Source organism: Colwellia sp. KS18-150 (assembly GCF_057551365.1).
Map to the genome: position 1 here is coordinate 292,289 of NZ_BAAJMC010000001.1, position 12,990 is coordinate 305,278.

The following is a 12,990-nucleotide window of genomic DNA, read 5'->3' on the forward strand; positions in this document are numbered from 1 at the left end:
CTTTGACAGTTGGCAATGTAATTATGGGGCTTCGATGAGTTGGTTGTTAATTTCAGAGTCGAATAAATTTTTAATTAAACCAGAAAATTCTTTAATAAATCGACTTTGTTGTGTTGTTGCAGGGTTATTAATTACGCCTGATAATATTTCTTCGAGATCGTAAACAATGGCATCTATTTCGCGGATAATAGCATTACGTTGATTAAAGGTAAGGTTTTCGTTTTGGTTACAAACTGAGATGACTTGCTCACTAAGCTCTTGCTCAATTAACACTATAATACTATCTGCACTGTCATCAGAGCTTGTTGAATTTTCAAAAAAACTTAAATGCTCAGTTAAATATTCAATAATGTGAATATAACCCTCAGTATCTATGACCATAAAAGGTGGCAGCGCTCTTTTGTTTGAACTTGTTTTCAGTATAGCGGTATTTTATTACCGTTGTGGAGTTTTTTAAAAAAAGATATTAAGGTAATTAAATGAGGCTGTTATCGTAAATTCAGCCTCATTTTTGCAGAATTAATTAATCGGTACTGTTTGTGCTTTCAAATATCTTATCCGCAGAAGCGGCAACAAAACCTGTATATAATTCGCCGTTTGCTAATGGGTATCGTTTAGCAAACTCATAAAAACAACTTGGAATTTCAAGCTGTTTATCACTAAATTCTACGATTGCTTTATCAGCTAGAGTTGATGATTGTTCTAATTTAACATTTTCATCACCTTTAATTTCTCCACCACTAGTATTTAGTTTATGACCCGCATCTTTAAGGCGACTATTAACTTCAGTGATAGAGTCGAAACCATCTAAGTGGTTAATACTCACGGTAAAGTGGTTAGCACGATATCCCCATGCTGCAAGCCAAGCTGCATATTCACTTTCGGCAAGTAGCGTTTGATAGTCAGATGAGCTAATAGCCCATGGTCGACCTGAGTAAAGAAAGTTTGGTTGCTGACTTATGTTTTCAGGTAAAGAATCAACTAATTTATGGATGATTTGTTGGATCTCTGAAGAAAACTCCTCAACGCGTAGCTCACTGATGAATACCTTTGGCATTGTGTCATCACTGTGCTCAAAATGTTTAGCGGTAAGTTTTTTCGCAGCAAAATCATATTGCCCACATTCGGTGTAGCCAATTGCTAGCAAATGATTAGCTAGTTTATTTAAGTTAACCTTATCGATGTTAAAAGTACGGTAAGCAACATGGTCGTTGATGACATCATTACCATTACCTAGTAATTGATGAATTTTATCTGCTGATGGAGTGACGGCAAGATACTGCTGCCATATGTGATTAAATAATTCTGTAACTTGAGCTGTCATAAGTTGTCCTCTGATGTTAAATCTAATAAAAATTAAAGTGTTAAAATTTTTGTTGCAACGAATAACAGTGAAAAATAACTATGGTTTTACAGTTTATATAACAAAGAAATTTTTGGCGACAGTATCCGCTACCGCCAAAGTTTAGATTTGATCGATACTTTTAAAGAAGCAGGGACGAAACCCTTCTTCTCTTTTATGTGCAAATATATAAGTATCTTTAAGACGCATTATTAAAGCTTAATACCTGGGCTTAATGTTGCTGGTAAGCTTACTTTTTCAGCTTCTACAGAAGCGATAGGGTATGCACAGTAGTCAGCAGCATAAAATGCACTTGCTCTATGGTTTCCACTTGCTCCTATGCCACCAAATGGTGCGGCACTACTGGCACCAGTGATAGGTTTGTTCCAGTTAACAATACCTGCGCGTATGCGTGTAAAGAAGTGATTATATAATGCTTCACTGTCACTAAGTAAACCAGCAGATAAACCAAAGCCAGTGTTATTGCCTTCATCTATTGCGTCATCAAAATCTGTATAACGATATACTTTTAATAAGGGGCCAAAATATTCTTCATCAGGAACGTCAGCAACAATGTCAGTGACATCAATTATCCCTGGTGAAACAAAGCCGGTATTTTCTTCTAAGTGTTTCAACTCTAGTAAAGACGTTGCACCTAAATCAAGTAGTTTCTGTTGAGCAGCAACTAAGCCTAACGCTGCTTTTTCAGAAATCATAGAGCCCATAAATGGTTGCTCTTCATCATCATAATAACCAATAGCAAGCTCTTTAGTCGCACTAATCAATTTACTCATAATTGCATCGCCTTGTTCACCATTTTCGATGAATAAGCGACGGGCACAAGTACAACGTTGGCCAGTTGTTACAAAAGCAGATTGGATAATATCGTGTACCACAGCCTTAACATCACTGATATCTTTAACGATGAGAGGGTTATTTCCACCCATTTCAAGAGCAAGGATTTTCCCCGGTTCGCCGCCAAACTGTTCGTGTAATAAATGCCCTGTAGCTGAACTACCTGTGAAGAATAAGCCATCAATCATTTTATTACTTGCTAATGCTTTGCCTGTCTCTACTTCACCTTGTACTAGGTTTATAACACCTGCAGGTAAACCTGCCGCTTGCCAAAGTTTTAGCACTTCTTCAGAAACTTTCGGAGTTAGCTCACTTGGTTTAAATACAATGGTATTACCGGCGATAAGTGCTGGCACAATATGGCCATTAGGAAGGTGGCCAGGGAAATTATACGGACCAAATACCGCTACAACACCGTGTGGTTTATGACGGATAAATGCTTTAGCACCTGGCATCGGATTTTCAACGGTACCCGTACGTTCTTTGTAAGCGTTTAATGAAATATTAATTTTACCTATCATTGCGCCTACTTCACCCAATGTTTCCCAGCGAGGCTTTCCGGTTTCAAGTGCAATGGTATTTGCTAAAGCATCTTTGTTTTCACCAAGTAGTTCAACAAATTTGGTCACTATGTTAACGCGCTCATCAAAGCTGATCGTTGACCATGACTCAAAGGCCGAGCGAGCACAAGTAATGGCTTCTGCCACTTGTTCAGGAGAAGCTGTTTTACCTTTCCAGATAACTTCATTTCGAGCAGGGTTTAATGAGGTGATTTCATGTCCTTGGCCTGCAAGCCATTGACCATTTATAAATTGAACGTTTGACATATATTTTCCTATTTAATTAGGCGATTAATTACTTAGTAGGCGAACCCAATCACCTTGCTGTACTTGTAAGGCATTGGCAACATCACTTTTCAAAACCACTTGTTTAGCGGTTTCTCGAGGTGTTAATTTGACTTGTGTCGCCCTAAAACTCTCTACCTTAGTGTTGGTAACTATGTATTTTTGAGTGCCTTCTTCAGCACAAGTATCATCGATTAATACTTGATATCTACTACTCTTGCGTACTGCTTTTATTTGACTTAACTCAGCTTCAACGGTTGGGCCAGCATCAAAAATATCAACATAACCACGACGAGAAAAACCTTCAGCTTCAAGTAATCGTAATGCAGGAACAGTATTGCTATGAACATTATTAATAACTTGCTGTGCTTCTTCACTCAGCAGGTTGACATAAACAGGATACTTAGGCATTAAATCTGCGATAAAGTCTTTATTACCAATACCTGTTAAGTAATCGGCCTTAGTAAACTGAATGGAAAGAAAGTGTTCTTCTAACCAGTCATAAAAAGGTGATCTTCCTTCTTCATCACTGACACCACGCATTTCTGCGATAACGCACTCTGAAAAGCGTTGTTTGTGCTCAGCCATAAATAAAAAACGACAACGAGATAAAAATCGACCATTACTGTTTTTACGATGACTTTGTTGTAAAAACAAAGTGCATATTTCGGTTGCTCCAGTGTAGTCATTACATAACGACAAAGTTGCAACCGTATTATGAATACCTAACTCACGAGAGCTATGGACTACTTTACCTAGGTGATAGTGATAAAATGCATTATCTAAACCAACGGCAGCTTCAATACCTGTAGTACCAACGACTTGCCCCGCTTCTGTATCTTCCATTACGAATAAATAACCTTGATCACCAGGTTGTTCTACTTGTGCTTTAAAAGATTCTTCAGAATGGCTAATGCGGGCTCTTAATATATCTTCATTAACAGGTAATGAAGTAAAACCATGGCCAGACTCTATGGCAATACGATATAGATCGTCATAATCAGTCATGCTAATTGGGCGGATGATAATCATAAATAGCTCTCGATGATTAGAAGACAATATTGCTAACGTTTCTTTGTAAAACGTTAGCAATCGGTAGGCTGTTTTTTAACTTAAGAAACTAAAGTAGCAACGGCTTTTTCAAAACGAGCTAACCCTTCTACTATATCTTCATCAGCAATAATTAATGATGGTGCGAAACGTACGATACTTGCGCCGGCAACTAATACCATTACACCTTCGGTCATTGAGGCATTTAAAAAGTCTTTTGCTTTACCTTGGTAGTTGTCATTTAAAACCGCACCAATTAATAAACCTTTACCACGTATTTCTTTAAATACATTGTACTTAGCATTAATTGCATTTAAGCCATCAATATAAAGTTGTGATTTAGCTTTCACACCACTTTGAACTTCTGGTGTATTGATAACGTCAAGTACAGCTTCAGCTACAGCACAAGCTAAAGGGTTGCCACCATAAGTGCTACCATGAGTACCAATCACTAAATGTTTAGCAATATCAGTTGTTGTTAACATGGCACCAATTGGAATACCGCCACCCAAGCCTTTTGCAGAGGTTAAGATATCTGGAGTTACGCCAAGATCCATGTATGCATATAGTGGCCCTAAACGACCTGCACCCGTCTGTACTTCATCAAAAATTAATAATGCATTATGTTTATCACATAAATCACGTAACCCTTGGATGAATTCTGGTGTTGGTGAAACAATGCCACCTTCGCCTTGTAATGGCTCAACCATGATGGCACAAGTGTTATCAGAGATAAGTGCTTTAACACTGTCTAAGTTATTATATTCAGCATGTTCAATATCAGCAGGGCGAGGGCCAAAACCAGCAGAGTATGCTTCTTGACCACCTACGGTCACGGTGAAGAAAGTACGACCGTGAAAGCCTTGTTTAAAGGCGATAATTTGCGATTTGTCAGCGCCGAATTCATTTAATGCCCAACGACGAGCAAGTTTAAGTGCAGCTTCGTTTGACTCTGCACCTGAGTTGGCAAAATATACTTTGTCAGCAAAAGTGCTATCGACAAGTTTTTTAGCTAAACGTAAGGCAGGTTCATTAGTCATCACGTTCGATAAATGCCATATTTTCTCGCCTTGCTCTTTTAGCGCGGCTACTGATGCTGGGTGACAATGACCTAAACTACTAACTGCAATGCCGCCAGCAAAATCAACATACTCATTGTCTTGTTGATCCCATACTCGAGAGCCTTGACCGCGAACTGGAATTACCGCTGAAGGTGCGTAGTTAGGCACCATGACATCATCAAATAACTCGCGATTTACAGAAAACTGTTCTGACATTGTAAACTCCTCAAAATGGGCTGGTTGTGTGTTGCTTAGATAGCGCTAAATTTTAGTATATAAGTAATATAATATTTATGCTGAAAATATTGCTTAGCGCTTAAAAATAGAGCGTAAGTATGTCAGATTTTATTAGCTTTGTCTCGTCAAATCATGCTGTAGGCTATATAAATCAACGGTTTGTCAGGTTTTATTCAGCAAAGGTGAATATTTATAGGTGATGGTTGAAATGTACTTGTTGTGATGGTTTCATAATGGGGTTGAGTTTGGGTGCTAAGAATTAATTAACAGCAAACTTCATAAATACACAAAATTAATTTAGCTTATTTGCTGGTATTTTGTCTAAATCTAATTAAATTTGAGCTTAATATGATTAATATCGCTTTTATTTAATAATGATATTTCATCTTTATTAAGCTTGACCAATTCAAATAATTCTTTAGTTTCGTCATCATTAATTAAAGACGCTTTGGTTAAGCTGCGATAATTTACATACGCTTTAGCTTTAGCGACCAATTGAGCAATTGGACACATTTTACTGATATCTTCAGAATAAGCTAAATCAAACATTGCTTCAGTTATTTGTAATCGATCGAATTGCATTAATTCAATTAAGTCAGCAGATAATTTACTACTTCGCAACACTAGTTGTTCTAGTAATAATTCTGGTGAGTTATCCACTTTTACGAGTACATTATGTAAACGCTTATCTTTGGCTTCAAAGGCTTGGCGTAGCTCTTCTTTATACATATCGTTATACGTTGTTAAAAAACAACGAGTCACAGCCATTTGTCCAATATTAGATAACATACCCGTGGTAAAAGCTGTGTAGCGGTCTAGCCCTTGCTCTTGTGCCAAAGCACTTGATGCAAGAGCGATAGATAGACTGTCATTCCAAAGCTTTCTCTTCATTAAGCCATAAGGCGTGGTACTTTTTGGTAACCAATGTTTTAATATAAAAGTAGGCATAACCAGTTTTAAGTTATCTAAACCAATGTAACTCAACGCTAAACTAGCATCATTAACCTGAACATCTGCACGTTTTCTGTATTGAGGCTTATTCACCAAGCTAACTAGATCTGTTGATAACCATGACAAAGACGTTGCCAGTGGCTTAATTCTATTAATAGAGGTGGCTCTAAGCGACAATAACTCTAAAATTGTAGGGGCAGCATCTTCAACACAAAGTACATTGCTATAAAGGTTAGTTTTGTTATCAAACTCTTCATTCACTTGGCTACGCACTTGTGAATAAAATAGCTCCATCACTTGATTACGAAAATGCTCTTCGCCATGGGCAGCGACAATTTTTTCTTGTTGAGCTTTTATTTCTACGGCTAATAGCTCCCGACGACGGTTCTCTTGCTCGCTACCTTGAAACTGGACAATATTAACTTTACCGTGCTGTTGCCCAGCAAAGTCCTTACTAATACATAAGCTTAAAGAGCGCTGATGTATGGTTGAAATAGTGTCATTGGTGTCAAAAATTTGCATAGTGTTTAGCGAAAATAGTAAGAAGTCAGGTCAATATATTAAGATGGTCTATTAAGTTTATCGTCTTATAGCAATAAAGCATTAATTTTATGGTTTTATTTTAATTATTTAACATTATGTTTACGACTGGCAGTTAAAAAGTTCTGTAATAACTGATGACCCTGTTCAGTCAAAATAGCTTCAGGGTGAAATTGTACGCTATAAATAGGTAAATACTTATGCTCCATGGCCATAATTTCTTTTTTACTTTGATGGCAATCACTACTGTAAGCACTAATAATAAAATCGTCAGAGAGTGTCTGCTCATCGACAATAAGAGAGTGGTAACGAGTAACCTGTAATGGCTGTTTAAGTTGATGAAATAGCCCTTTAGCGTTATGGGTTATTAAACTCGTTTTGCCATGCATTAATCGTTGTGCTTTTTTTACCGTGGCGCCAAAGTGCTGTGCAATACATTGGTGCCCTAAACAAACACCAAGCAAAGGTGTTTTTCCAGAGAACTCCTTAACTACAGCTAACGAAATACCTGCTTCGTCAGGTTCCCCAGGACCAGGAGAGATAACAATAAACTCAGGTTTTAATTGCTCAATGGTAGCAATATCTATTTCATCATGACGAAAAACACTCACTTCTTGACCCAATGCCTGAAAATAATGCATCAGATTAAAGGTAAATGAGTCGTAATTATCGATCATTAATAACAAAGTAAATAGCCTAGCAAAATGAAAACGCGGCTATTCTAATCCTTCAACAAGCTCAGGACAATCGGAATTTATATATGTAGTTAGATATATAAAGCAGTTTACACAAAAAAGCACTTGCTGGTTAACAAGTGCTTTGACTAGGAATTTGTGATTAATTAAAAATTAGCCGTTGCCTGTAACCAAAGTTTATTGGTATCTGTCGCATGATCATCAGCGCTGTAATTCGCGAATTTAAGCAAAACACCATAGGTTTTGTTAATGCTGTAGTTTGCTACTAAATCGAGTTCATTACCGTAATCAATACTATTAACGTCAGAGGTTAAGTTGTGATAAGTTGCGCTAAGCTTCACACCCGATACAGCCCCTTTAACTGTTAAATAAATATCTTGGATACCATCAGCAGGTGTCCCTAAGAATTTATCTGCCCAACCTTGGAATTTATGCTTTGTTGCTAATGGCGTATTAAAACCAACACCATTATCACTACCGAGTAATTCATATCCGCCTAAAACAGTGATTCCGGAGAACTTTGAACCCACTTCAGCATTTAAATAAGTAGCGGTATAACTATTTGGATTATCGCCATTGTCACTTTGACTAGCTGCACTGGCATTAACAAATACAGGGCCGAATTTACCATTATATAAAGCGCCATAAGTGCTACTAGAATTAGCTGCAGCGGCATCAAAATCTAGAATGTAGGCAAATGCTGAGACTTTATGGGCTTTATTTATTTTGTAGCCTAGGTTAGCCAAATGAAAGTCACCACTGTCATTTTTGGCGACAATGTTATTAACATTATGGATATAGCTATAATCTACTGAAAATGCGCCGGTATTATATTGAGCACGAACACCATCATAAGTTTGTTCGTTTTGACGCCAGCCAACACCACCAACAAAACGTTGATTGTTATGTAAAATACGTTGGCGACCTACAATAGCGCTAAAACCACTGTTTGCGTATTTTAAGTAACCTTGGTTAACATCGGTTCCTTTTGGATCGGCCACAACAGGGTATTCAGTTTGGCCATTTCTATTACTGTTGTAGTCATCAACTAAGGCACTAACGTTATCTACTTCTAAACCGAGAGAAAAATTTTGATAACTACCGGTATTGACTGTTATTCGGCTTTTTACTGTTAAGGCATCCGCATTTTCGTCAATACCATCTTGATCTACGCCTTCATAGCGAGCACGAAATGATAATTGTACTGTACTGTCACTTAATGCTTCGGTAATTCCTTTTCCATGAGCTGGCTCCGCTGCAAACGCCATTGGTGCGGAAAACATCGCCATTGTTAAAAGTGAGAGACTAAACTGTTTTGTGTTGATGTAGTTCTGGTTCATAAGGTTCATCCTAGGTTTATGTTTTAATCATTGATAAATAGAAGCCAGTACTTTATTTTTGTTGTTTTTGTACTCGTTAAGCTCATATTAGAAACTCTGTCTAATTTAGTGTTTGATTTTAATCAATTGATTGCAATAAGTTACATCTTTGCAACGGTATGTTGATTTACGTCAAACTTTTTTTACAACATCACTCTACGCAGAGAAGTCTACAACATTATGACAAATATTGTTAATTTCAACTTCTCTGCTATTGTTGAAGTAGAGTGTTCGGCTTGATTATCACTGTTTTGTAAAGGTAGTTTGTCCGTGGTTCAACTAGGAGAAGTTTAATGCCAGAAGAAAGACGTAAAGTAGAAGCAAAGATAAAGCAGTTACTAAAGGAATTGAGTGTCGCTCAACAATGTTCATTAAGTGAGATTAGTCATTTTGGTTATACACTTTCTTTTGTAAGGCAAACACCTGACGGAAAGTTAGCCGTAGTACAAATGGATGATACTGCGATCACAATCGATGAGGATGGAGAAATAGATCACAATTCAGCGATAAAAACCCGCAATTAAAAACAAAGTACCGTTTAATTTATTAATGAGACTATTAAACAAATCAACAATATCGTAGAAACACCTTGCCAAAACCGTACTGGATTTCTCTCTAATAAAGGCTGACTTTTATAGTCCTTAATTGCATCGATATTTGGTTTATTTAAATTACTATAAAATTCAGAAAATGCCTGTGAACGCATAGTCGGATTAGGTTGGGTGGCTTGCTGTAAAGTTAAATCCACCCATAAAGGGAGATCATGACGGTACTGTTTTACACTGCGGTAGTGCCATTGTTGGTAGCTATTATAGTTTATTGATTTAGATTGTGGCTTATAAGGAAATTGCCCTGTTAGCATTTCATAGCAAATCACACCCAGTGAAAAAAGATCACTTAGATGATTTGCTTGCATACTCAGTTGAGTCTCAGGAGCGACATAATTTATTGAGCCTTGAGGGATAGTTTCCGTAAGTGTTTCTTGATTTTCATCGAGTGAGGCAACAAATACCGCACCATAATCAATCAATTTCACTTGTCCATATTTGTCTATCATGATGTTATCAGGCTTTAAATCTCGATGTACGACATCGAGGCGTTGGAATGCACGTAAGGCAGAAATAACCTGTTTGATGATGTCCCTAACTTGGGCAATGCTAGGCTTAGGGTTGTCATACATCCACTGACTTAATGTATGACCATCAATATATTCGCTGGTATGGTACAAAAAATCACTACCATCATTAATGCCATTTACTATCATCACATTTTCATGTTTTACGCGTGTACCAAGCCAGGCTTCCCGCATAAATGCTTGTAGATAAATTGCATCATCGACAAAATTTTCAGAAGGTGCCTTCAACGCTAACTGCTCACCAGTGTTAGTATCTTCAACTAAATATAAATAAGAGCGAGTACTAGCATGGATAATCTTTTTGACTTGATAACTATCAATAGATTGGCCAACCTCTAAGGCAGGAGGAATGGATTTTTGTCTTAAATCGCGCTCAATTTCGGCTAGTTGTTTGTTAGGGATATCATGTATAAATACCAGTAAACAACTAACATTATCATCACTACCAGCAGCTAAAGCCTGTTTAACAATAACTTCACTTAATTGTTCCAACTCTTTATTGTCAGGAGAAGAGGACAATGTCGATAACGCTGCTTTGAGCTGTTTAGCAGATAAAAACTCATGTACACCATCACAAGTTAGTAGGTAGATGTCATTTGCTTGCAAGTCTACTTGATGTACATCAACTTGTAATCGAGAATCAGCGCCTAAAGCTCGGGTAAGAACCATAGAGTTCGAGCCTTGTTTGCAATTGTGATCTTGACTAATAGCTTCTAACTGCTGGTGTCGATATTTACTAATTCGAGTATCGCCAACATGAAAAATATAACCGGTTGCCGATTTAAGTATCATGGCTGAAAAAGTGGTTAGCCATTGGTGTTGTTGTTCAGAGTAATGATGACCGCCAAGGCTACTATTTTGAGAAAATAACCATTGATTCAAACTAGTGATGACTTTAGCGGCACATTTATTGGTCGACCACGTTTCGGGCGTGGCATAATAATCACCAATAAATTGAGTGACAGCTAGCTGTGAAGCTTCAGCGGCTTTAGTCGCGCTTGAAACTCCATCAGCAATACAAGCAATGGCGCCTTTTGAGCTTAACTCACTATTTTGAGGGATAAACGCAGCAAAAGCATCTTGATTTTCTGCCTTAACTCCTGCGCAAGAATATCCACCATATCCAAGTTTTAAGTTCGCGCAGGATGCTTTCGCTTTTCCCCGTTCATTGCTGGTATTATTTGTCATCAAGTTATAGGACCTACTTAGTGAACTTTTATCAGTTCAACAGTGCCGTCTTCGCGCACTTCAGTAATAGTACCGCTAGGCTCTTCCATAAACAATAAAGTAATAAAGCCAACAATTGCGGTAATTGCAATCACGGTAAAGAAGGTCGAGTAATCAACCATTGTTAATACTGTTAAGTATACTACAGCACCAACGTTACCATAAGCGCCTGTCATACCTGCAATTTGACCCGTTAAACGACGTTTAATTAATGGTACGGCAGCAAAAACTGCACCTTCACCTGCTTGTACGAAGAATGAACATGCCATGGCTGCAATTACAGCTAAAACAATTGGCCAGCTGTTATCGATAGCCGACATAGTGAAGTAACCTATCGCTAAACCAGCTGTTAAAATTAATAAGGTTTTCTTACGGCCAAATTTGTCTGATAACCAACCGCCACCAGGACGAGACATTAAGTTCATGAATGCATAGGTTGAAGCAAGCATTGCTGCGTAAACCATGCTAATTTCAAATGTTTCAGCAAAGAATAACGGTAACATAGATACTACAGCCAATTCACTGCCGAACGTAGCAAAATAAAGAATATTTAATACCGCCACTTGCTTGAATTTGTAACGGTGAATTTCAGCGACAGGCTCTTTGAATACGTGACCATTTACTTTGATGGTTTGCTTAACTTCTAACGCGTATAATGCAACCAATGAAATATAAGCAATTAAAGCACTGCTTTCAGTTAATAAGCTAACACCTGCTGGAGAAAGCTTCCATGTTAATAACGCTAACGCTCCATACATAGGTAATTTCATGATTAGTAGTAACCAGAAGTCGCCTTTAGAAGTAACTTCCATCGCACCTGTTTGCTTAGGTTTGAAGTATGTTGACCCTTTAGGGGTATCTGTTACGTTTGCATACCAAATAAAACTGAATGCTAAGCTTAACGCACCCGTGATACCAACTGCATATCTCCAGCCGTCATCACCACCAAACATTAATGCAACAGTCGGTAAGGTCATTGCCGCAGCGGCAGAGCCAAAATTACCCCAACCACCGTAGATACCTTCAGCTGTACCTAATTCGTTCGCAGGGAACCATTCAGATACCATACGAATACCGATAACAAAACCTGCGCCGATGAAACCTAGTAAGAAACGAGCAATTGCCGCTTGTTCAAACGAGTCAGCCAAAGCGAACATGAAACAAGGAATACTACATACAGCAAGCAGAACAGCGTAAGTTAAACGAGGGCCGTATTTATCCGTTAACATCCCGATAATAACACGTGCTGGGATGGTTAATGCAACGTTAAGTAGCATTAAGGTTTTAATTTCTGATTTTGTCAAACCAAGAGAGTCTGCAACAACAGATACTAATGGTGCAAAGTTAAACCATACTGCAAAGGTGATAAAGAACGCTATCCAGCTCAAGTGTAAAACTTTCATTTTACCGGTAAATGACAGAAGCTTAATGCCCGCTTGTGTACTCATAAGTAATTCCTATTTCTAGTCGTACGTAGATGATAAAGTTAAATTAACAGATATAGAGCAAGTGAAGTGCCAATACGTAAAAGTAATTTTATTTATTGTTATCAGATGTTTATATGTTTTCTGTCTATATGTGTTCTGTTTTTTTGCACTGTTTCCACTATGTTGCACAGCTAAAGTGCAAAGCTTGTCGTAGTGACTTTTATGCTGTTACAATAAGTGATTACT

The 12,990-nt window shown here is 37.8% G+C and carries 11 protein-coding genes; 1 reads left to right on the plus strand and 10 read right to left on the minus strand.

Features of this window, described 5'->3' with window-relative positions; translation table 11 throughout:
• Positions 1–21: 21 nt before the first annotated feature.
• The 8 genes from AC27IF_RS01430 to AC27IF_RS01465 all read right to left on the minus strand — a co-directional run bounded on the left by AC27IF_RS01430 (position 22) and on the right by AC27IF_RS01465 (position 8,916).
• Entirely contained in the window at positions 22–381 is a 360-nt protein-coding gene (locus AC27IF_RS01430) for a DUF3802 family protein (protein ID WP_487051448.1), read from the minus strand.
• Positions 382–523: 142 nt separating this feature from the next.
• On the minus strand, positions 524–1,324 hold the full coding sequence (locus AC27IF_RS01435) for a 2-oxoadipate dioxygenase/decarboxylase family protein (RefSeq protein ID WP_487051450.1): 801 nt from the start codon (positions 1,322–1,324) through the stop codon (positions 524–526).
• 230 nt (positions 1,325–1,554) lie between these two features.
• Positions 1,555–3,024: a succinylglutamate-semialdehyde dehydrogenase gene (gene astD / locus AC27IF_RS01440; RefSeq protein WP_487051452.1), complete on the minus strand. Its 1,470-nt coding sequence runs from the start codon at positions 3,022–3,024 to the stop codon at positions 1,555–1,557.
• Positions 3,025–3,048: 24 nt separating this feature from the next.
• A complete protein-coding gene (gene astA / locus AC27IF_RS01445) occupies positions 3,049–4,074 on the minus strand; it encodes an arginine N-succinyltransferase (RefSeq protein WP_487051454.1) in 1,026 nt (341 codons plus the stop codon).
• Between the two features lie 80 nt (positions 4,075–4,154).
• Entirely contained in the window at positions 4,155–5,369 is a 1,215-nt protein-coding gene (locus AC27IF_RS01450) for an aspartate aminotransferase family protein (protein WP_487051456.1), read from the minus strand.
• Between the two features lie 348 nt (positions 5,370–5,717).
• Complete coding sequence (locus AC27IF_RS01455; RefSeq protein ID WP_487051458.1) at positions 5,718–6,863, minus strand: HDOD domain-containing protein; 1,146 nt, start codon at positions 6,861–6,863, stop codon at positions 5,718–5,720.
• A gap of 104 nt (positions 6,864–6,967) precedes the next feature.
• On the minus strand, positions 6,968–7,567 hold the full coding sequence (locus AC27IF_RS01460) for an anthranilate synthase component II (protein ID WP_487051460.1): 600 nt from the start codon (positions 7,565–7,567) through the stop codon (positions 6,968–6,970).
• Positions 7,568–7,722: 155 nt separating this feature from the next.
• Positions 7,723–8,916 (minus strand): alginate export family protein, encoded by a 1,194-nt coding sequence (locus tag AC27IF_RS01465; RefSeq protein WP_487051462.1) that lies wholly within the window; start codon positions 8,914–8,916, stop codon positions 7,723–7,725.
• Between the two features lie 332 nt (positions 8,917–9,248).
• Here AC27IF_RS01465 and AC27IF_RS01470 point away from each other — a divergent pair, with 332 nt between their 5' ends.
• Positions 9,249–9,479: a hypothetical protein gene (locus AC27IF_RS01470; RefSeq protein ID WP_487051464.1), complete on the plus strand. Its 231-nt coding sequence runs from the start codon at positions 9,249–9,251 to the stop codon at positions 9,477–9,479.
• Between the two features lie 14 nt (positions 9,480–9,493).
• Here the strand turns inward: AC27IF_RS01470 and AC27IF_RS01475 are convergent, their stop codons facing one another.
• Positions 9,494–11,278 (minus strand): bifunctional protein-serine/threonine kinase/phosphatase, encoded by a 1,785-nt coding sequence (locus AC27IF_RS01475; RefSeq protein ID WP_487051466.1) that lies wholly within the window; start codon positions 11,276–11,278, stop codon positions 9,494–9,496.
• A gap of 17 nt (positions 11,279–11,295) precedes the next feature.
• A complete protein-coding gene (locus AC27IF_RS01480) occupies positions 11,296–12,765 on the minus strand; it encodes a NarK family nitrate/nitrite MFS transporter (RefSeq protein WP_487051468.1) in 1,470 nt (489 codons plus the stop codon).
• Positions 12,766–12,990 lie beyond the last annotated feature (225 nt).

Coding starts and splice junctions, on each gene's coding strand:
- AC27IF_RS01480 (WP_487051468.1), bottom strand. CDS start 12,765: ATGAGTACACAAGCGGGCATTAAGCTTCTGTCATTTACCGGTAAAATG.
- AC27IF_RS01465 (WP_487051462.1), bottom strand. CDS start 8,916: ATGAACCAGAACTACATCAACACAAAACAGTTTAGTCTCTCACTTTTA.
- AC27IF_RS01450 (WP_487051456.1), bottom strand. CDS start 5,369: ATGTCAGAACAGTTTTCTGTAAATCGCGAGTTATTTGATGATGTCATG.
- astD (WP_487051452.1), bottom strand. CDS start 3,024: ATGTCAAACGTTCAATTTATAAATGGTCAATGGCTTGCAGGCCAAGGA.
- AC27IF_RS01470 (WP_487051464.1), top strand. CDS start 9,249: ATGCCAGAAGAAAGACGTAAAGTAGAAGCAAAGATAAAGCAGTTACTA.
- AC27IF_RS01455 (WP_487051458.1), bottom strand. CDS start 6,863: ATGCAAATTTTTGACACCAATGACACTATTTCAACCATACATCAGCGC.
- AC27IF_RS01435 (WP_487051450.1), bottom strand. CDS start 1,324: ATGACAGCTCAAGTTACAGAATTATTTAATCACATATGGCAGCAGTAT.
- astA (WP_487051454.1), bottom strand. CDS start 4,074: ATGATTATCATCCGCCCAATTAGCATGACTGATTATGACGATCTATAT.
- AC27IF_RS01475 (WP_487051466.1), bottom strand. CDS start 11,278: ATGACAAATAATACCAGCAATGAACGGGGAAAAGCGAAAGCATCCTGC.
- AC27IF_RS01430 (WP_487051448.1), bottom strand. CDS start 381: ATGGTCATAGATACTGAGGGTTATATTCACATTATTGAATATTTAACT.